The sequence below is a fragment of the Streptomyces sp. NPDC030183 genome, assembly GCF_055573455.1.
Genome location: NZ_JBVIBK010000004.1, coordinates 310691 through 331186 on the forward strand (window position 1 = coordinate 310691; position 20496 = coordinate 331186).

At 72.3% G+C, this 20496-nt stretch carries 15 protein-coding genes; 5 read left to right on the forward strand and 10 right to left on the reverse strand.

Annotated features, from left to right (window positions below):
- Positions 1 to 26: 26 nt before the first annotated feature.
- The 3 genes from ACZ4Z2_RS07425 to ACZ4Z2_RS07435 all read left to right on the forward strand — a co-directional run bounded on the left by ACZ4Z2_RS07425 (position 27) and on the right by ACZ4Z2_RS07435 (position 5519).
- Positions 27 to 1805, forward strand: coding sequence for a glycoside hydrolase family 35 protein (locus ACZ4Z2_RS07425; RefSeq protein WP_468073325.1), 1779 nt, complete (start codon positions 27 to 29; stop codon positions 1803 to 1805).
- Positions 1805 to 4273: a beta-galactosidase gene (locus ACZ4Z2_RS07430; RefSeq protein WP_468073326.1), complete on the forward strand. Its 2469-nt coding sequence runs from the start codon at positions 1805 to 1807 to the stop codon at positions 4271 to 4273. The genes ACZ4Z2_RS07425 and ACZ4Z2_RS07430 overlap by 1 nt, the downstream gene beginning before the upstream one ends.
- A 133-nt stretch (positions 4274 to 4406) precedes the next feature.
- A complete protein-coding gene (locus ACZ4Z2_RS07435; protein ID WP_468073328.1) occupies positions 4407 to 5519 on the forward strand; it encodes a LacI family DNA-binding transcriptional regulator in 1113 nt (370 codons plus the stop codon).
- 133 nt (positions 5520 to 5652) lie between these two features.
- On the opposite strand, the gene ACZ4Z2_RS07440 is transcribed toward ACZ4Z2_RS07435, so the two are convergent.
- Both ACZ4Z2_RS07440 and ACZ4Z2_RS07445 read right to left on the reverse strand, forming a co-directional pair.
- Complete coding sequence (locus ACZ4Z2_RS07440; protein WP_468073330.1) at positions 5653 to 6468, reverse strand: SAM-dependent methyltransferase; 816 nt, start codon at positions 6466 to 6468, stop codon at positions 5653 to 5655.
- A gap of 280 nt (positions 6469 to 6748) precedes the next feature.
- Positions 6749 to 7624: a helix-turn-helix domain-containing protein gene (locus tag ACZ4Z2_RS07445; protein ID WP_468073332.1), complete on the reverse strand. Its 876-nt coding sequence runs from the start codon at positions 7622 to 7624 to the stop codon at positions 6749 to 6751.
- Between the two features lie 299 nt (positions 7625 to 7923).
- On the opposite strand from ACZ4Z2_RS07445, the gene ACZ4Z2_RS07450 reads away from it, so the two are divergent.
- Entirely contained in the window at positions 7924 to 8433 is a 510-nt protein-coding gene (locus tag ACZ4Z2_RS07450; RefSeq protein WP_468073334.1) for an ATP-binding protein, read from the forward strand.
- 55 nt (positions 8434 to 8488) lie between these two features.
- Here the strand turns inward: ACZ4Z2_RS07450 and ACZ4Z2_RS07455 are convergent, their stop codons facing one another.
- The 7 genes from ACZ4Z2_RS07455 to ACZ4Z2_RS07485 all read right to left on the reverse strand — a co-directional run bounded on the left by ACZ4Z2_RS07455 (position 8489) and on the right by ACZ4Z2_RS07485 (position 18206).
- The gene (locus ACZ4Z2_RS07455) at positions 8489 to 9085 is read right to left on the reverse strand and encodes a GTP-binding protein (protein WP_468073336.1); all 597 of its coding nucleotides are present in this window, start codon (positions 9083 to 9085) and stop codon (positions 8489 to 8491) included.
- A complete protein-coding gene (locus ACZ4Z2_RS07460; protein WP_468073338.1) occupies positions 9066 to 9440 on the reverse strand; it encodes a DUF742 domain-containing protein in 375 nt (124 codons plus the stop codon). Before ACZ4Z2_RS07460 ends, ACZ4Z2_RS07455 begins: the two co-directional genes overlap by 20 nt.
- Complete coding sequence (locus tag ACZ4Z2_RS07465) at positions 9433 to 9861, reverse strand: roadblock/LC7 domain-containing protein (RefSeq protein WP_468073340.1); 429 nt, start codon at positions 9859 to 9861, stop codon at positions 9433 to 9435. Before ACZ4Z2_RS07465 ends, ACZ4Z2_RS07460 begins: the two co-directional genes overlap by 8 nt.
- 101 nt (positions 9862 to 9962) lie before the next feature.
- Positions 9963 to 12692, reverse strand: coding sequence for a sensor histidine kinase (locus ACZ4Z2_RS07470; protein WP_468073342.1), 2730 nt, complete (start codon positions 12690 to 12692; stop codon positions 9963 to 9965).
- Between the two features lie 267 nt (positions 12693 to 12959).
- Positions 12960 to 14144, reverse strand: coding sequence for an NAD(P)/FAD-dependent oxidoreductase (locus tag ACZ4Z2_RS07475; RefSeq protein WP_468073344.1), 1185 nt, complete (start codon positions 14142 to 14144; stop codon positions 12960 to 12962).
- A gap of 487 nt (positions 14145 to 14631) precedes the next feature.
- On the reverse strand, positions 14632 to 16236 hold the full coding sequence (locus ACZ4Z2_RS07480; protein ID WP_468073346.1) for an amino acid adenylation domain-containing protein: 1605 nt from the start codon (positions 16234 to 16236) through the stop codon (positions 14632 to 14634).
- The gene (locus ACZ4Z2_RS07485) at positions 16233 to 18206 is read right to left on the reverse strand and encodes a beta-ketoacyl synthase N-terminal-like domain-containing protein (RefSeq protein ID WP_468073348.1); all 1974 of its coding nucleotides are present in this window, start codon (positions 18204 to 18206) and stop codon (positions 16233 to 16235) included. Before ACZ4Z2_RS07485 ends, ACZ4Z2_RS07480 begins: the two co-directional genes overlap by 4 nt.
- Before the next feature lie 709 nt (positions 18207 to 18915).
- On the opposite strand from ACZ4Z2_RS07485, the gene ACZ4Z2_RS07490 reads away from it, so the two are divergent.
- Positions 18916 to 19935, forward strand: a complete 1020-nt coding sequence (locus ACZ4Z2_RS07490; RefSeq protein ID WP_468073350.1) for a GAF domain-containing protein — start codon at positions 18916 to 18918, stop codon at positions 19933 to 19935.
- Positions 19936 to 20247: 312 nt separating this feature from the next.
- Here ACZ4Z2_RS07490 and ACZ4Z2_RS07495 read toward each other — a convergent pair.
- On the reverse strand, positions 20248 to 20496 hold a 249-nt coding region (locus tag ACZ4Z2_RS07495), incomplete at its 5' end, for an integrase core domain-containing protein (protein ID WP_468073352.1).

Genomic DNA, 20496 nt, shown 5'->3' on the forward strand with positions numbered 1-20496 from the left:
ACCCGCACGTCCGAAAGGAATCAGCCTTGCGTACGCCCGCCCTCACCACCTCGTCCGACGGTTTCCTCCTGAACGGTGAGCCGTTCCGGATCATCTCCGGCGCGATGCACTACTTCCGCGTCCACCCCGACCTGTGGGCCGACCGGCTGCGCAAGGCCCGGCTGATGGGCCTGAACACGGTGGAGACGTACGTCCCCTGGAACCTCCACCAGCCCGACCCCGACAGCCCCCTCGTCCTCGACGGCCTCCTCGACCTGCCCCGCTATCTGAGCCTCGCCCGCGCCGAGGGCCTGCACGTGCTGCTGCGGCCCGGCCCGTACATCTGCGCCGAGTGGGACGGCGGCGGTCTGCCCTCCTGGCTCACCACGGACCCCGACATCCGGCTGCGCACCAGCGACCCCCGCTTCACGGACGCCCTCGACCGCTACCTCGACATCCTGCTGCCCCCGCTGCTGCCGCACATGGCCGCGAACGGCGGACCCGTCATCGCCGTCCAGGTCGAGAACGAGTACGGGGCGTACGGCGACGACACCGCGTACCTCAAGCACGTGCACAACGCGCTGCGCACCCGGGGCGTCGAGGAGCTGCTGTTCACCTGCGACCAGGTGGGCTCCGCCCACCACCTGGCCGCGGGCAGCCTGCCCGGCGTGCTGTCCACCGGCACCTTCGGCGGCAGGATCGAGGAGTCGCTGCGCAAGCTGCGCGAGCACCAGCCCGAGGGTCCGCTGATGTGCTCGGAGTTCTGGATCGGCTGGTTCGACCACTGGGGCGAGGAGCACCACGTCCGGGACGGCGCCGACGCCGCCGCCGACCTCGACCGGCTGCTCGCCGCGGGCGCCTCCGTCAACATCTACATGTTCCACGGCGGCACCAACTTCGGCTTCACCAACGGCGCCAACCACGACCAGTGCTACGCGCCGATCGTCACCTCCTACGACTACGACGCCGCCCTCACCGAGTCCGGCGACCCCGGCCCCAAGTACCACGCCTTCCGCGAGGTGATCGCCCGCCACGCCCCGGTCCCGGACGAGCCCGCCCCGGCCCCCTCGCCCAAGCTCTCCGGCGTCACCGTCGAGCTGGACCGCAGAGCGCCCCTGCTGCCGTGGGCCACCGCCCACAGCGCGCCCGTCACCCGCACCGAGGACCCGGTCACCATGGAGGAGCTTGGCCAGCGCTCCGGCTACGTCCTCTACCGGAGCGCCTTCCCCGCCGCGGGCGACGGCCTGCTGCACTTCACCGGCGGGGTCGGCGACCGTGCCCAGGTGTTCGTGGACGGCGCCCCCGTCGGCGTACTGGAGCGCGAACGCCACGACGAGACCCTCCCGCTGCGCGTCCCCCGCGCCGGCGCCACCCTGGAGGTGCTGGTCGAGAACATGGGCGGCGTGAACTACGGGCCCCGCATCGGCGCCCCCAAGGGCCTGCTCGGCCCCGTCACCTTCAACGGCACCGCCCTGCACGGCTGGGACATCCACCAGCTGCCCCTGACCGACCTGTCCACGGTGCCCTTCGCCCCGGCCGACGCGACGGCCCCCGCCACCGTGCCCGCCTTCCACCACGGCACCTTCGACGTGGACGCCCCCGCCGACACCTTCCTCTCCCTGCCCGGCTGGACCAAGGGCCAGGCCTGGGTCAACGGCTTCCACCTCGGCCGCTACTGGAACCGGGGCCCGCAGCGCACCCTCTACGTCCCCGCGCCCGTCCTGCGGTCCGGCGCCAACGAGCTGGTCCTGCTGGAGCTGAACGCCACCACCGGTGCCCGCGCGCACTTCACCGACACACCCGATCTGGGGCCGGTGAAGCCCTGATGACGGCCCCCCACCACCTGCGGGTGACCGCGGACCTCCCGCCCCCGCTGCGCGGCCACCTCCCCTTCACGGACGTCCCCGGGGCGAGCGACCCGATCGAGGTCACCAGCCGCTGGCTCACCCGCGGTGGCCGCCCCTGGTTCCCGGTCTCCGGTGAGTTCCACTTCACCCGCTACCCCGCCGGGGAGTGGGAGGAGGAGCTGCTGAAGATGAAGGCGGGCGGGGTGACGGTCGTCGCCGCGTACGTCATCTGGATCCACCACGAGGAGACCGAGGGCGACCTCCGCTTCGACGGCGACCGCGACCTGCGGCGCTTCGCCGAACTCTGCGCCCGCCACGGCCTGGATCTCATCCCCCGTATCGGCCCCTGGGTGCACGCGGAGGTGCGGGGCGGGGGCCTGCCCGACTGGGTCCTGGCCCGCACCGACGCGCCCCGCACCGACGACCCGGCGTACCTGGCGCCCGTACGCCGCTGGTACGCGGCCGTCGCCGAGCAGCTCCGCGGGCTGGACCGGGGCGACGGCGGCCCCGTCGTCGCGATCCAGATCGAGAACGAGCTGTACGACCAGCCCGGCCATCTGCTGACCCTGAAGCGGACGGCCCAGGAGGCCGGACTCGCCGCCCCGCTGTGGACGTCGACCGCCTGGGGCGGCGTCCAGCTGCCCCAGGACGAACTGCTGCCCCTGTACGGCGGCTACACCGAGACCTTCTGGACCGAGGCCGACGGCGGCTGGCCCGACACCTGCCGCAAGCACTTCTTCTTCACCCATCAGCGCGACGACGAGGGCATCGGCGCGGACCTGCGCCCGACGACGGTACGGGGCGGCGACCCGGAGGCGCTGGCCGACCGGTTCCCCTGGGCGACCTGCGAGCTGGGCGGCGGTATGGCCGTCGCCTACCACCGCAGGCCGCGCGTCGACGCCGCCGACATCGGCGCCCTGGGCCTCACCAAGATCGGTTGCGGCTCGGTGTGGCAGGGCTACTACATGTTCCACGGCGGAACGAACCCCCGGGGGAGCACCACGTACCTCCAGGAGTCCCACGCCACCGGCTACCCCAACGACCTGCCCCTGCTCACCTATGACTTCCAGGCCCCGCTCGGCGAGTACGGCCAGTACCGCCCCTCCTACCACGAACTCCGCCTCCAGCACCTGATGCTGGCCGACTTCGGGCAGCGCATCGCCCCCATGACGTCGGTCCTGCCCGAGCGGCGGCCGACGGGACAGGACGACCGGGAGACCCTGCGCTGGGCGGTGCGCGGTGACGGGCGCTCCGGCTTCCTCTTCGTCAACAACCACCAGCCGCACGAGCCGCTGCCGGACCACACGGACGTCTCCTTCACGGTCGACTTCCCCGGCGCCCCGCCCCTCACCCTGCCGTCCACGCCGGTCACCGTCCCGCAGGGCGCGTACTTCTGCTGGCCGCTCCGGCTCGACCTCGGCGGACTGCGGCTGGAGTGGGCCACGGCGCAGGTGGTGTGCGTGGTCGAGGGCAGCGGCGAGGGCGCCGGGGCCGGCGGTGACACAGGTCCCGGCGGTGACACAGGTCCCGGTCGGCCGGTGCTGGTGCTGGCCGCCGTCGACGGCATCGCCCCCGAACTCGCCCTGGACACCCGGTCGGTGAAGGCGGTGCGGGTGCCCTCCGGCGACCTGACCACCGTCGGGGACCGCCTCCTCGTCACCGGGTTGCGGCCCGGCACCGACGCCCTCGTCGAGGTGGACACCGCCGACGGCCGCCGGGTCGACCTCCTCGTCCTGGACGCGGCGACGGCCCGTACCGCCTACCGGGGCCCCGCCTGGGGCGCCGACCGGCTGGTCCTCTGCGACGGCGGCGTCGTCTTCGACACGCACCGGGACGAGGTACGGGTGCACAGCACATCCCCGGAACCGTCGTTCGCGGTGCTGCCCGCGCCGCACGCGCCGCCGGTGACGGCAGGGGGCACGGTGAAGGAGACGGCGGACGGGGTGTTCACCCGCTTCACCGTGGTCGCGGCGGCGACCGAGGGCCCGGGCAGCCTCGACGCCGAGGCGGGCCGGACCCTGCCCGTGGTCCTGGTGCGACCGGCGGGTGAGGCACCGCCGACCGCGACCGGTGTGCTCGGGCGGGCCAGTGCCCCGGCCGACGAGCACTACGACACCGTCGCCGCCGAGTACCACGTGCCCGTGCCGGACGATCTGCCGCCCGGCACCCTGCTCCGGATCCACTGGACCGGCGACACCGGCCGCGCGTACGTCGGGGACCGGCTCGTCGCCGACCAGTTCTTCTCCGGACGCGTCTGGGACCTCGCCGTGGACCGGCTGCGGACGGCAGGGGACCCGCGGACGTCGGGCCTCAGGCTGCGGATCCTGCCGCTGCCCGCGGGGGCGCCGGTGTACATCCCGGGCCGGGCCGGCGACTCCCCGCTGCCGGCCCGGATCGACCGGGTGGAGTGGCTCACCGTCCATACCCTGCGGTTACGCGCGGCCTGACCGCGAGGCCGGGAGGCAGGGGTCCGCGCCCGTGCCTCCCCTCGGCTCCCCGGCGCCCCGGGCGCCGCACCCACCTATTCTGAGAACCCCGGCGGGACGCCGTCCCGCCCCCCGTCGAAGAAGGAAGCGCCGCATGCCCCGAAGCACCACGGACGGCACCGCGGCCGGGGACGCCGGTGCGGCCGGCGGCCCCAGACCCACCGGCAGCCGCAGCAGACGGAACTTCGCCGGCTCCCGGCCGGTGATGGACGACGTGGCCCGGCTCGCCGGCGTCTCCAAACAGACGGTCTCCCGCGTCCTCAACGACAACCCGGCGGTACGTCCCGAGACCCGCGAGGCCGTGCGCGCCGCGATGCGCACCCTCGGCTACCGCCCGAGCCGCAGCGCGCGCTCCCTCGCCAGCGGCCGCACCCGCATGCTCGGCGTGATCTCGTTCGACGCGGCCCGCTACGGCCCCGCCTCCACACTCACCGCGATCAACACGGCGGCCCAGGACGCCGGCTACCTGGTCAGCTCCATCGCGCTGGACACGGCGGACCGCGACACGGTCGTCCAGGCGGTGGACCGGCTCTCGGCCGAGGGCGCCGACGGGATCATCGCCATCGCCCCCCAGCGCCCGGTGGCGACCGCGCTGGCCGGTGCCCGCCCCGACACCCCGCTGGTGATGCTGGACAACGGTCTCGGCGACGGCACGCCCGTGGTGTCGTCGGACTTCCGGGCCGGCGCGCGGCTGGCCACCGAGCATCTGCTCGGCCTCGGCCACTCCACGGTCTGGCACATCGCGGGACCCACCGGCTGGACCTCCGCCGAACGGCGCGCCGCGAGCTGGCGCGAGACCCTCATCCGGGCCGGCGTCCCCGTCCACGCACCGCTCGCCGGCGACTGGAGCGCCGACTCCGGCTACGCGCTGGGGCGGCGGCTCGCGGACAGAGCGGACGTCACCGCCGTCTTCGTCTCCAACGACCAGATGGCCCTCGGTCTGCTGCGGGCCCTGCACGAGGCGGGCCGCCGCGTCCCGGACGACGTGAGCGTGGTCGGCTACGACGACATCCCCGAGGCCGCGCATCTGCTGCCCCCGCTGACGACCATCCGCACCGACTACTCCGAGATCGGCACCCGCTCGCTGCGGCTGCTCCTGACCCAGCTGGACGACGCGGCCGACACGGAGGAGCCCTCGGCGGACACCGAACAGGTCGTCCCGGTCGAACTCATCGTCCGCTGCAGCACGGGCCCGGCACCACGCTGACCAGCCCACCGGGCTGACCTGGCACCACGCTGCCCAGCTCGCCGGGCTGACGCCGGCCCCCGCCGGGCCGGCGCCCGGATCCGGCCGCAGCGTGCCCCTGGGGCGCACGGCGGCCGGTCGGCACGGCACGCGGCTACGGCTTGCGGGCTATCGCCCCGTACATCGCGATGTCCTCGTCGCGGATGTCCTGCTCCCCGGTGCCGTCCGGGTGCCACTTGTGGACCTGGACGATGCCGGGCTCGACGAGCTCCAGGCCCTCGAAGAACTCATGGGCCTCGTCGATCGTGCGCAGCCGCATCGGCATGTCGCGGGCCGCGTACTCACGGGCGACCCGGCCCACCTCATCCGGCGCGAACTCGGCGGTGCCGATGGTCATCGCGAGATAGCTGCCCGAGGGCAGGGGTTCCAGGAGCCGGCGCACGATGCCCACCGCGTCGTCCTCGTCCAGGACGAAGTGGACGATCGCGATCACGGTGAGGGCGACCGGCTCGCCGAGGTCGAGGGTCTCCAGGAAGTCGGGGGAGCCGAGCACGGCGTCCGGGTCCTGGAAGTCGGCCTCGATGTACGCGGTCCTGCCCTCGGGGGTGCTGGACAGCAACCCCTGGGACAGGGTGAGGACGATGGGGTCGTTGTCCACGTAGACCACCCGCGACCCGGGGGCCACCGACTGGGCGATCTCGTGGAGGTTGGGTGAGGTGGGGATGCCGGTTCCGATGTCGAGGAACTGGCGTATGCCGGCCTTCTCGGCGAGCCAGCGCACCGCCCGGTTCATCCAGTCGCGGTTGGCGCGCATATGGACCGGCAGGGCCGGCCACTCGCGCGCCATGGCGTCACCGGCCTCCTTGTCGGCCGGGTAGTAGTCCTTCCCGCCGAGGATGTAGTCGTAGATGCGTGCCGAGTGCGCGTGCTCGGTGTCGATCCGGTCGGCCGGCCATCCGTTGTCGGGCAACGCCGCCCCTCCCATCAGGTCGTTTCGTCCAGGTGCACGGTGGGCAAGGACCGGAGCCGGTGTGCGCCGAACCCCGGTTCAGCAAATGGTGCGTCAACACAGCCTCGCAGCAAGGGAGTTCACAGGAGGACTCTTCACCTCCACGCAGGCGCCGCCGGCGTCGTCGCTCCAGGGGCGGCGCCAGTCGTGGGCGCCGAGGTCGCAGGCCGGCACGCCGTTGCGTACATCGCGAAGGTCACGTATCGAGGGGCGCACTTCCTGGGACATGTCGTGACGCACGTCAGAGCTCCTTGCGCAGGGCGCCGAGGAGGGCCTCGGTCTTGCGGGGCGGCGCGGACTGCGCGCCCAGCCGGTCCAGGGCCTCGCGGTAGACGACGACGTCGTCCCCCTTGTCGAGATACACCGCGCCCACCAGACCGTTGAGATAGACGATGTCCGGCAATTCGGGGGCCTTGAACCGGAAGAGGTGGAACGCCCCGGCCCGCATCGCCGGATGCGGGCCGTTCCGGAACGGCATCAGCTGCACCGTCACATGCGGCAGCCGATTCAGCTCGATCAGATGGTCGATCTGGGCGCGCATCACGTCCGGTCCGCCCACCGGCCACCGGAGCACCGTCTCGTCCATCATCACCCACAGCCGCGGCGGCTGCTCCCGGGTGAGCAGTTCCTGGCGGCGCATCCGCAGCGCCACCCGGCGCTCCGTCGCCTCGGTCGCCGCGTGCGGGTTGCCGGCGCCCAGCAGGGCCCGCGCGTACGCCTCGGTCTGCAGCAGCCCGTGCACGAACTGCGCCTCGTACGCGCGGATCTGGAGCGCCGCCTGCTCCAGGCTCAGATACGCGGCGAACCAGTCGGGCAGGACGTCCCGGTAGGTGTGCCACCAGCCGCGCTTGTTGGCCTCGCGGACCGACTTGAGGAAGGTCTCTATCTCCTGCCGGTCGCTCACCCCGTAGACCTGGAGCAGCTTCTCCACGTCCGGCAGGCGCAGCCTGGCGACCTTGGCGGCCTCCATCCGGCGGATCGTGGAGTGGCTCACCCCGATCGCCTCACCGGCCTGCTCGAACGTGAGCCCGGCGCGGGTGCGCAGTTCCTCCAGCTGCCGGCCGAGGATCATGCGCAGTACGGAGGGGGCCCCGCCCCAGTCGGTCTCCGCGGTCACGCCCACCTCCTCGCCTCGTCGACGCAGTCTGGCACGATCTTGGCTCGAACGGTGGCCTCCTGCGATCGGCGAATTGCAAATTTCAACTTGCTGGTTGCGAGGTGTTGTTCACGGATGCCAGAGTGGGACCACCGCCACGGCTTCGGTGAACGCTGGGGCTGAGCGGCCAGGTTGGGGGAGATGTGGCCGCAACTCAGCGCTGCGCGACGCGAGTTGCACGACTTTCGCGGTGCAGGGCGAGGTCGGCCGTGGCACCGGCACCACTGACGGTGCGACGAGCCCACGAAAGGCATACGGCGATGGCTCCGCCCCTCCTCCCCCAGTCGTCGGACCGGTTACCTCCGGCCATCTGTCCGCCCACCACCGAGGCGGCCTACGAGCCGCACAGAGCGGGCGTGTTCGGGCTGCCCGCGGTTCCCCTGTCGGCGGGTGAGGCCCGCGGAACGGTCCGCGAACTGCTCGGGGAGTGGGAAGTCGCTCCGGACATCCGCGAGGACGCCCTCCTCATCACCTCAGAACTCGTCACCAACGCGCTGACCCACACCACCAGCGAGTGGATCGTGTGTCGGCTGCGCCTGACCGGGCAGCGGCTCCGCATCGAGGTCGAGGACCAGAACCGCGGTCACGCCCTGCCCGCCCGACGCCGACCGGGACCCGACGACCAGAACGGACGCGGGCTCATGCTGGTCGGCATGCTCAGCAGCGACTGGGGGGTCGGCGAGACCCCACAACGGTCCGGTCGCGTCGTCTGGGCAGAACTGCCGTCGGAGGGCCGGGAAACCGCCGAGCCCGCCCCTCCGACGGCGTGACCTTCCACCCTGCTCCTGTGCCGGTCGAGTCGGGTGCCTGAGCGGCACCCGGTCGTCAGAGGTGTCCGCTTGCCGTGAGCCTGGCCTCCGCCTGGGCGCGGGCCGCTTCGAGCACCGCCAGCAGGACCGTCTTGCTGGACTGGCGCTCCCGCACGTCGCACAGGACGACCGGCGTCGACGGGTCGAGGTCGAGGGCCTGGCGGACCTGCTCGGCGGTCGCCTCCCGGCGGCCGTCGAAGCAGTTGACGCCGACGGCGAACGGGATGTCGCGGGACTCGAAGAAGTCGATCGAGGCGAACGACGCGTCCAGCCGCCGGGTGTCGGCGAGGACCACGGCGCCCAGCGCGCCCGTCGACAGGTCGTCCCACATGAACCAGAACCGGTCCTGGCCCGGCGTTCCGAAGAGGTAGAGCACCAGCTCGGGCGAGATGGTGATGCGCCCGAAGTCCATGGCGACCGTGGTCGAGGTCTTCCTCTCGACGCCCGCGAGGTCGTCCACGCCCACGCTCGCCGCGGTGATGCGCTCCTCGGTCTCCAGCGGGGCCACCTCGCTCACCGAGCCCACCATGGTGGTCTTGCCGACGCCGAAACCGCCCGCGATGAGGATCTTCAAGGCGGTGGGAAGGATCGGCTCAGAGCTGACGGATACCATCCATCACCCTTTCGATGAGATCCACGCTCGGCTGCTCGGTCAGCGCGGGCGGGGCCTGGACAATGATCAGCTCGGCGTTGAGGAGGTCGCCACAGAGCACCTTGACCACGCTCACCGGGAGGTCCAGGGTCCCCGCGATCTCGGCCACCGCGACGGCGCGGTCGCGGCACAGCGCGAGGATCGCCATGGCCTCCGGCTCTAAGTGGTCCTGCTCCGACTCATGGGTGAACCGGGAGACCACCAGCGTGATCAGCGTGAAGTGATGTCTGCTGTGGCGGGTACGGCCACCGGTGATGGCGTACGGCCGGACATGACGTCCGGCCTGCTCATCGTCGAGCCATCGAGGCTCACGCATCCTGGACGTAACCGGACGGGGTCTCCACGCGTGGTGCGGCACTCAGGTACTTGCCGACCTGCTTGACCAGAGTTCCCATCTCGAACGCCATCATGCCGACGTCCACCTCCTCCGAGGCGATCGCGGCCAGCCGCGCGCCCCGGCCGGCGGCCGTCACGAAGAGGAAGGCCCGCTCCATCTGGATGACGGTCTGCTGCACCTCGCCGCCGTGGAAGTGGCGCGCCACGCCCCGGGCCAGGCTGTGCATGCCGGAACCGACGGCGGACAGGTGCTCGGCGTCGTCACGCCGGATGTCCCTCGACTTTCCGATGAGAAGGCCGTCCCCGGACAGCACGACGGCGCAGCGGATCTCCGGAATCCGCTCGACGAGTCCGTCCAGGAGCCAGTCCAGCTGGGGACCGGGGTGTACCTGCTCAGTCATTGCTGAATGTTCCTCACAGTTAGTCGGCGCCAGGGGAAGCGCCGGTCAGGTGGCGCCATCGGGGGGTGCGCCGGGGGGTGGGGCGCCGGGGGAAGCGCCCGTCAGGTGGCGCCGGGGCCGCGCGGTGGTGCCTGCCGGTCGTCGATGCCGTCCGGCGCGCCCGGCTCGGAGAGCCGGGCCCGCTTCAGCCCCTGCTGGATCGCGATCATGGCGCGGGCCGAGGCGTCGGGGGAGAGGCCCGCCTCGGTGTCGCCTTCGCGCAGACCGTCCGCGGCTTCCTTGCGGAGCTGCTGTGCGAGGCTCGCTCCCCGGGTCCGCTGGGGCAGGACCTGGGGCGTGGTCAGGGGCCCGGAGGAGGTGTCCCGGCCGGACGCGGCGGGGGAGGAGTGCCCGGTCATGGCACCCGGCCCCGTGGTGGCGGGCCCCAGCCCGGCACCACCTCCGCCTCCGTACTGGGGCCCGCTTCCGGTCCCGTACTCCGTTCCGGCGCTCATCCGGGTGCCGGAACCGTACTCGGATCCGCCGCCGTGGCCGGCGCCCGGACCCTGGTGTGCCGTGCCGGCCGTGCCGCCACCACTGGTCATGGTGGTGTGCGGCGCGGTGGTCTGCCCGGCCGGCGGGGTGTGGTGCGGGGCGGGCCCCTGCGGGGGAGCCCAGTCGGTGGTGCCCGCGGAACGGGGCATCGGGGGCGCCGCCTCGGGTGGCAGCAGACCGGCGCCTCCGTAGTCGGGGAATCCGCTGTAGTCCGGCATCCGGGTGTCCGTCAGCAGGTTCCCGGGAGCCGCCAGCGGGTCGGCGCCGCCGGAGACGGCACCGGCGCCCACGCCCGCGAGCACCCCGGCGGGCTGCGGCTCGGACACCTCGGAGACGGCGCGCCCGCCTCCGCCGAGTCCGGCCCGCTCGCCGCTGCCGGACGACACCGGCGCCATGGCCGACGCGGCGGCCGCCGACGTGAGCTGGTCGAGGACCGGCGAGTCCACCTCCTCCAGCAGGTCCGCCGGCAGCAGGACGACGACGAGGGTGCCGCCGTACACCGACTCGCGCAGCTCCACCTTGATGTTGTTGCGCTCGGCGAGCCGCGCCACCACGAAGTGCCCGAGGCGCGGGTCCTCGCCCAGGGCGGTCATGTCGAGCTTGGGCGGATGGGCGAGGAGGTGGTTCGCCTTGTGCCGCAACTCCTCCGGCACACCCAGGCCGTGGTCCTCGACGTGGATGGCCAGGCCCTTGGCGACCTTGGTGGCGCTGACGAACACCTGGGTGTCCGGCGGCGAGAAGCTGGTGCCGTTCTCGATGAGTTCGGCGAGCAGATGCGTCACGTCCGACACGGCCCGCCCGGTCAGGGCGAGCCGCCGGTCGGCCGGCTGGTTCTTGATCTTGACGCGGGTGTACGCCTCGGTCTCCGCGACCGCGCTGCGCATGACGTCGGTGATGGAGACGGGCGCGGTCATCCGGCGGGTGGGCGGCGAACCGGAGAGGATCACCAGGTTCTCCGCGTGCCGGCGGACACGGGTGGCGAGGTGGTCGACCTTGAAGATGTCCTTCAGCAGGTCGGAGTCCTCGTGCTTGCGCTCCAGGTCGTCCAGGAGCGAGATGAGACGGTGGATCAGGATCTGCGTACGGCGGATCAGCTGGGCGAAGACCTTCTCGGAGCCCTCCCGGCCGAGGCTCTGGCGCACCGCGCTCTCGGCGGCGACCCGCCCCAGGTGCTCGATGGCGCCGGCGAGCCGCTCCATCTCGTCCGCCGAGGGCTGCCGGCCGGCGGCGAGGGACTCGGGTTCTATTCGTTCGCCGCGCTCTATTCGGGCCAGCAGCTGCGGCAGCCAGACGTCCGACAGTTCCTCGGTCCTGCGCTGGAGGTCGGTGATCCGGCGCAGCGTGGAGCGCCGGCCGCGGGCGGCCAGCAGTGCCCCGGCGGTCAGCGCGGCCAGGGTGGCGGCGGAACCCAGCAGGGTGGCGAGGAGCAGATCGTCGGCGCGTTCCGAACCGGCGTCGGCGAGACCGCGCACGGACTCGGCGCCCAGCGCCTGCAGATCGCCGATGACGCCCTCACTGGCGCCGGGCCAGGTCGGTGCCTGCCGGGGCAGGGTGGTGCCCTCGCCGTTGGCCATGGCGTCCTCGACGACGCCGATGGTGGTCCACTGCGGGCTGTCGGTGATCTCCCCGTAGGAGGCGGCGCCCCCGGCGGGCAGCTCGCGGGCGTCGAGCGCGGCGCGGATCTCCTGCTGGATCGCCAGGTACTGGGAGAACCGGGTGCGCGCCTGCGGGGTCAGCTTGCGCGAGGGCAGCGCGCCGGAGATCAGCGCGTCCTCGCGGGAGAGCATCTCGGTCAGCCGGACGACCGCCGTGGTGGCCTCGGCCGAGTGCGCGCGGCCTCCGTCGTCGCTGCTGACGGCCGCGCCGAACAGGTTCACCCCGGCCTGCGCGGCACCGGTGAAGTACTGGAAGGCGCCGTCGCCGTCGAGTTCCCGGTCGTCGATCGCCGAACGCCGGTCCGTGAGGTCGTCCAGCGCCGCGTCGAGCTTCTCGGCCAGGTTCCGCAGCCGGGTGGTGTCGAGGGCGGACATGGACGCCTTGCGGTACGACGTGACCGCGGCGTCCGTCTTCTCCCGCGCCGCGTCCAGCTTCGACCGGTCCGACCCGGCGCGGCTCGACTGCCACACGGCCGTCAGCCGGCGCTCCTCCTGGAGACGGGACAGCACGGTCCGCGCGGGCCCGGCGACGGAGTCGGCGCGGTCCGACTCGGCCCGCAACTGGATCTGCTCGTCGACGAGTCCGGCCGCCGTGTAGCCCCAGATTCCCGTGGCGAGGACCGCGGGAACGACGAACGGCACGACGAACGAGTACCGGAGGGATGTGCGAGAGGCGGACCGATGACGTGTCCGCCGGTCGCGGGTGCCTGGCATCTGATTCCTCGTACGACAGCGAAAATCCGATGGCGGTCAGGGGTGGCGCGCGTTGCCCGACATCCCCCCTGTGCGCCGACTTGACACGCCGTCGGCAAATGTCAGCGGCCGTGGGGAACCGTATCAGGCCCCGTGCCTGACCGTCAGCATCCGCTTGACCGCAACTGATCGCTCCCGGACATGAGTTGACGAAGATCACAAAAGAGCGAGCAGCTTGGGGGTGTACAGTGCGCTCGCCGTGCCGATACCGGCCACCGTGTCGAAGTAGATGGACGTCAGTTCCGGGTCCTGCCGCACGGCCCGCAACAGGGACAATCGTTGCTCGTGCGGCTCCAGTCGGGCAACCCCCAAAGTCGCTTCGTACCCCGGAGTGAGAGCCGCGTCACGTTCCTCGGCGTAGGCGGCCAGCGCCGCGTCGAGGGCCGTCGGGTCGCCGCCGAGCCGGGGGCCGGCGTGCTTCGCCAGGGATTCCGCTTGTTGAAACGCGTCAGTGATCCCCCGGGCGGTGATCGAGTCCTTGTGGTGCCCGGAATCCCCGACCAGGACCCAACCGGGTCCCGCCGCCCGCCGGAAGAAGTTCTGCTGGTCGCCCGTCCCCCGCAGCCGCTCCACCGGCTCCCGGCCCGCGATGCGTTCGTACAGGGTGGGCGCGGTGGTGCGGACCTGCTCCAGATACGCCGTGGAGGCGTCGGAGCGGATCTCGTCGAAGCGCGCCTGCGGGAAGTAGGCGAGGACGAGGGTCGCGTCGTCGTGGGTGGCGACGGCCGCCACCCAGGACCCGGTGGCCTCGTACAGCTCCAACGCGGCCGGTACGTCGGTGTAGTAGGCGTAGTACGCGCAGGTCATCCGGTCGTCCTCGACGGTGAACGGGGCCTTGGCGAGGTCGGCGACGGTCGAGCGCATGCCGTCGGCGCCGACGACCAGGCGGGCGCGCTCGGTGAAGGGCCGTCCCTCGTGTCTGCCCTCCACGCCGACGACCCGGCCGGAGGTGTCGTGCAGCAGGGCGGTGACCGCGCACTTCTCGCGGTACTCGACCCCGGCCGCGACCGCCGCCTCCACCAGGAGCGGGTCGAGGACCCGGCGCCGGGGCGCGTACGCGGCGCGCTGCCCGTCCACCCCGCGGGCGCAGCCCTCCAGCCGTATGTCCGCCACCTCGTAGGTCACATGGTCGAGCGGCGGGCAGCCGGTGGCGCGCACGGCGTCGAGGAGGCCCCAGCGGGCGAGGGCGGCGACCCCCGGCTGGTGGATCAGGTGGGTGGACAGGGTGTCCGAGCCGAAGACCCCCTTGTCGAGCAGGAGGACGCGGTGGCCGGCGCGGGCCAGCAGCATGGCGGTCGGGGCTCCGGCGCAGCGCGCCCCTACCACGATGGCGTCGAACATGTGGGCCTCACTACGTGGGTGAATGTCGGAAGGGGAGCGGACGCGCCGGCGGAGGGGGCGGGGGCACCGGCGAACGGTAGGGGGACCGGCACGCCGGGTGCGGCCGGTCCCTCCGGGAACGCGAGAACCCCCGGGAAGCGCGTGCGGACGCCCCCGGGCCGCGTGCGGACGCCCCGGGGGAGGGGGCGGTGCGCGGCGGGTGGGGGGATGGCGCGGCTTCGGGGGTTCATGGGTGACGGGATCGGAGAGTCGGGTGGGGCCGGGGCCGGGGGTCGGGCCGGCCCCCGGGTGGCGGGTGGACGGTGCGTGAGGTCGGAGCGGGCGGGGGATTCGGTCGGGCGGTGGGGCGCCGGGAGACGGGAGGGGACGGAAGGGGAGCTTCCCTGCTTCCCCTTTCATCGCTCCCCGGGGGGCGGGGTGGTCCCTCCCGGTCCGGGTGAGGGTTCCGGGGAGGGCGGGGAGATGCCGGCGGGGTGGGGGGGAAGGGTCAGCGGGTTCGGGTGAGTTCGGTGAGGAGGGCCCGGCGGTCGATCTTGCCGTTGGGGTTGAGCGGGAGCTCGTCGAGGACGGTGATCCGGCGCGGCAGCATATAAGGAGGGAGCCGGGAGCCCAGTCCGGCGAACAGCCGTCCGGGGTCGCAGCCGGTGCCGCTGACGGCGGCCTCCAGTTCCGGTTCGCCGTCGGCGGCGGGCACGGCGAGCACGACCGCCTCGCGCACACCGCCCTGTTCGCGCAGCATCGCCTCGATCTCACCGAGTTCGATGCGATGGCCGCGGATCTTCACCTGGTGGTCGGTGCGCCCCAGGTGGATCAGCTGCCCGTCCCGCAGGGCGACCCGGTCGCCGGTGCGGTACCAGTCGGACTCGCTGACCGTGCCGGTGCTCTCGACCGTGCCTGCGCCGTCGCCCGCCGGGACGAAGCGGCCCGCGTCGTTCGCGGGGTCCAGGTAGCCGGGGAAGCGCTGGGGGCCGCGCACGCACAGCTCCCCGGTGTCGGCGGGCTCGCCGTCCTCGTCCAGGAGCAGGAAGTCCAGGGTGGGGAAGCAGCGGCCGATGGGTGCCGTGCCGTTCGGGGTGTCCGGCCAGTCGGCGAGGTCCGAGGGGAAGCGGTAGCCGGTGCAGGAGATGGTCAGCTCCGTCGGGCCGTACAGCACGTCGAGCTCGCTGTTCGGGGCGGCCTCCCGCCATTCGCGGGCCGCGGCCAGGGGCAGCGGTTCGCCTCCGAAGATCGTCCACCGCAGGGTGGGCATGCTGCCCGGCTTCAGGGTGCCGAGGCGGGAGGCGAAGGTGATGAGCGAGGGCACCGAGAACCAGTGCGTCAGACGCAGGGCGTTGACGGTCTTGACCGGTGACAGCAGCTGACTGCGGGCCGGCACCACCAGGGTCGCCCCGCCCGCCCAGGCCACGAACAGGTCGTGCACCGAGGCGTCGAAGGTCAGCTCGAACGTCTGTGACATCCGGCTGCCGGGCCCGACGCCGTACCGGGGCGCCACATGAGCGAGATTGGCGGAGATGTTCCGGTGGGTGATCGGCACGCCCTTCGGCGCCCCGGTCGAACCGGAGGTGAAAACGATGTACGCCAGATCCTCCGGTCCCACCCGGGGCCACTCGGCGTCCGGGCGGGGCCCCGCGCCGATCGCCGCCAGCTCCCGCTCGTCCAGGACGAGCCGCGGCACCTCCACGTCGACGTCCGCGGTGTCCGTGACGACCAGGTCCAGTCCGGCCGACCGGACGATCCCGGCGGTACGGCCCGCCGGGTGCTCCGGGTTGAGGGTGACGACGGCGGCCCCCGTCCGCTGGATCGCGAGATACCCGGCGTACGCGGCGACCGACCTGCCGGCCAGCAGCCCGATGCGCCGGGGCCGGTCGGCCCCGGCGGCCGTGAGCAGCCGGGCGGCGATCCCCTCGGCCAGGTCCCGCAACTCGGCGTAGGTCAGCCGCCGGTCCTCGACCTCCAGCGCGACCTCGTCCGCGAACTCCTCGGCGGAGCGGGCGAACCAGCCGTACAGGGTCTGCGGGGTGGTGTCCTGCCCGGGCTTCACCGGGCCGGGTCTGTTCGGGTCGGGTGTGCCGACCCCGGGGCGGGCGCTCATCGGGCCGCGGCCTCCAGCTCACGGGTCCACTCGCGCAGTTCGCCCACCGTGCGCAGACGGCCGAACTCCTCCGGGTCGACCTCCTGGCCCGACCGCTTGGTCAGCTCCACCACGATACGGAGCCGGGCGAGCGAGTCGATGCCGATCTCGGTGAGGGTGGAGCCGTCGTCGAAGCCGGTGCGGGCGTGTTCCCGCAGCAGCCAGGAGGACAGGTCGCTCTCCGGGTCCCCGCCGCCGGAGGCGCTCTCGCCGGGCCAGTACCGCTTGGTCTGCCAGGGGTAGTGGGGGAGGGGGACGAAGCGGGCGCCCTTCCTGAACTCCTTGAACTCCTTCTCCCAGTCCACCTCCTCGCCCGCGCGGTAGCGGTCGGCGACCTCGCGGGCGCTGTGCGCGCCCTGCGCGCCCGGCGCCCCGGAGAGCGCGGCCACCAGTTCCGCGTGCGTGGCGCCGGACACCGCCATCCGGTGCTCGTGGTGGCGGCGGCGCAGCGCGGCGCTGAAGCAGATGTCCCGCACGGGGTACCCGGCGCCCGCCCCGCCGTCACCGAGGTACTCCGCGTACGACCGGGCCAGCGCGTCCAGCGCGGCGGGCGTCCGGGCGGAGAGCGGGAGCACATAGGTGGTGATCGACAGCACCGCCATGAGCCGCTCCTTGAACGTCTCCCTGGAGGGCTCGGCCTGGCGCAGGACGACATGCGCGTTGAGGGCGGAGGAACCCTGACCGGAGATGCCCATGACAGCCGGACGGCCGCGGTCGGGCAGGGGGCGCAGGGAGCGGGGTATCTCCAGCCGCAGCTCGTCCCAGGCGACCTCCGGGTGGGGGGTCTCCACATGGAGACTGGCCGGCACCTCGCCGTGCTCCAGGCAGAGCACCGCCTTGATCAGCCCGGCCAGTCCGCCCGCCGCCTCCGCGTGACCGATGTTCGACTTCACCGAGCCGACCAGCAGCGGCCGCTCGGCCGGGCGCCCCTCGCCCAGCACCTGGCCGAGCGCGGTCAGTTCCAGCGGGTCGAACACGGGGGAGCCGGAGCCGTGCGCCTCGACGTAGTCGACGTCGGCGGGGTCGATCCCGGCGTCCTCGTAGGCCCAGCGCAGCACGTCGAGCTGGCCGGTGAGGGAGGGGTTGAGCACCGAGTCGCTGGTGCCGCCGTCGTTGCCGACGGCGCTGCCCTGGATGACGGCGCGGATCCGGTCGCCGTCGGCGAGCGCGTCGGTGAGGGGCTTCAGCACGACGACGGCGACACCGTCGCTGGGCGCGTGCCCGTCGGCGTTCGCGTCACCGAACCTGCTGCGCCCGTCGGCGGACATCCCCCCGGCGGCGGTCATCACCTGGCCCTCGTCGGGGCGGAGCTTGAGGTTGACGCCGGCGACCACGGCCAGCGGGATCTCCTTGGCGCGCAGGCTCTGCACGGCGCTGTGCACGGCGGTCAGCGAGGACGAGCACGCCGTGTCGACGACCATGCTGGGGCCGCGCAGGTCGAAGAAGTGGGAGAGCCGGGCGGGCAGCAGCGAGCGGAAGTTGTGCAGTTGGGCGGCGGTCACCCCGTCGGGGCCGAGCCGCAGGGCCCGCTCCAGGTAGTCGGCACGGGCGTTGCCCACGAAGACCCCGGTACGGCTGCCCGCCAGGGCGTCCGGCCGCTGGCCCGCGTCCTCCAGGGCCTCCCAGGTGGTCATCAGCAACAGGCGCTGCTGCGGGTCCAGTTCCACGGCCTCGGTGGCGGACAGACCGAAGAACTCGGCGTCGAACTCCGCCGCCTGAACGTATCCGGCACGCCGGCTGGCCAGCTTGCCGGGGCCCGGCCGGGGGTCGTGCAGGGCGTCCACGTCGTAGCGTTCCGGCGGGGTCTCGCTGGTGGCGTCCACGCCGTCGCGCAGCAGCTCCCACAGTTCGTCGGTCCCCGCGGCCCCCGGGAGTCGGCAGGCCATGCCGATCACTGCCACGGACCGTGCGTCCACGTCCGACTTCTTCAACGGACCTCTCCTTCGCCTGTGCGTCGATGTGCCTGAGTGATGGCGCGCTCGACCTCCGCGTGGCCCCGGGGCCCCCGAGTGTGGCGGAGGTTGAGCATGTTTCAGGTTCATGAGTCTGAAGTGGCCACCCGGACGTCCTCGTACCGGGTCCCCCGTGGATCAGCGGGGCAGGGCGCCCTCACTCAGGCCCGTCGACGACGGGCCCCGGGGCCTGTCGGTGACAGGTCCCTAACCGGAACGGTGGCCGACCGTCCCGGAAGCTGTACTGCGGCGCAATGCGCTCAGTGGATCTTGGCGCGAAAACGTCTTGGGCGGAAGGGTGTTCCAGCCCACATGTGAGACCGGGGGTCCGCAGCCCGAACCGCACTCGCCCCACCGCTCAACACCCTTTCGTTCAGCCGAAACCGCACACACGACCGTCGAAAACCGGACCACCGCACGATTGTCGTACGCAAAATCGTTTCCGCTCGATTGTCGTTCAAGGTTTGGCGGGAAGTGATCGCCGAAGGTTGAAACTTGGAGAAATCTGGACAGGCTTCCTGATTGGCCCACAGAGCGGGACCGGAGTGGCAGGGGGTCCGCCAGGGCCGCGGGTGGCGCTGTCCATCAAGTCAGCCTAGAGGGACAGCCGTTGTCTGTGAGGCATCCGGGGCAGAAATTAACGGCCGTGGTGAACCGTGGAGTCGGAGATTCTGCTTTCATCTGCGGTATGGATCCCCTGACCTCATCCGACCAGGCACTCCGCGCGAGCGAACAGCGCAGGCTACGGCTGCAGGTGCTCGGCCTCAACAGCGTGGAAGCGGAAGCCACGTTCGACCGGGTGGCCCGGCTCGCCGCCAGCTTCACCCGCTCGCCCCTGGCCATGGTGAACTTCATCAATGACGAGCGGCAGATGTTCCGGGGCATGTACATCCCCACCTCGTCGCCCGGCGAGAAGGTCGGCCCCGACAGCCCGGCCATCCCCTTCGACCTGAGCGAACTGTCCCGTGAGGCACCCGGCGACTACGGCTTCTGCCCCCATGTGGTCGCCCAGGGGTCCCAGCTCGCCCTCGACGACGTCTTCGACTACCCCAGGTTCAAGGGCAACCCCCTCGTCAACGACCTGGGCGTCCGCTCGTACCTCGGCACCCCCCTGCGCGACAACACCGGCATGATCCTCGGCACCGTCTGCGTCGCCGACTTCGAGCCGCGCCAGTGGGACCGCCGGATACGCGAGGCCATGCAGGAACTCTCCGAGACCCTGCTCGCGGACTTCAAGCTGCGCGACAGCCTGCTCGCCCAGCAGCAGGAGCTGTTCGCGGTGTTCGACGGCGCGCCCTTCCCCATCATGCTCACCGAGGGCCCCAACCACCTGCTGCGCTACGCCAACGGCAAGCAGGGCCAGGCGTTCGGCATGGTCCCGCAGTTCAGCCCGGGCCGTCTCGCCCTGCCGCACCTGGACGCCGTCGGCGTGTTCAACGCCATGGACGACGCCTTCCACAGCGGCCGCGCGGCCACCCTGTCCCGCGCACACCTCGGCACCTACGACTACCCGCAGCCCCAGGAGTTCGACTTCCTGTGCACCCCCGTGCGGACCTCGCCCGGCGCGCCCATCAGCGGTGTGCTGACAGTCGCCATGAACGTCACGGGCCAGGCGTTCGCCGCCCCCGAGCAGCAGGCGTTCGCCGCCAACGTCCAGGAGCGCTTCGAGCGGCTCGGCGCGGGCGCGTTCCCGGGGCAGCGGCCGTAGGGGCCGGGCCGGGCTCCGCTCGGTGGCCGGACACCCGTCGACGGACCGGGCGTGTGGTGAGACGTACATCACATGGCCCGGTTCGGTCGTCGGCGGAGAAATCCGGCGGATGTATGGGCCACTTACGGGCAATCTCGGCCATGTTCCGCAACCCAGGATTCGAGGCATCCGACGGGAGACGTCCGGCATTCGGCACATTCCGTGCTCATGTCGTGTGGCTTGTGAACGACCTTCCACCGGACGCTCCTAGGCCCTGTCGTCACATTCCCGCCGTCGCCCGAAGGGGGGTAGGTGGGAATTTGACGACAGGGCCTAGTTGTATTGACCCGCAGGGTTGTTGACACGGCTGATCGGGGGCTGGCCTCCGAGGGCGGTGTGGCAGCGGTGGTGGTTGTAGGTGTGCAGGAAGGTGTCGAGGGCTGCGGTGCGTTCGGTGTTGCTGGTGTAGGGCCGTAGGTAGGCCCATTCGTCGAGCAGGGTGCGGTTGAAGCGTTCGACCTTGCCGTTCGTCTGGGGTCGGTAGGCGCGGGTCAGCTTTCCGGTGGCGCCGATCTCGGCGAG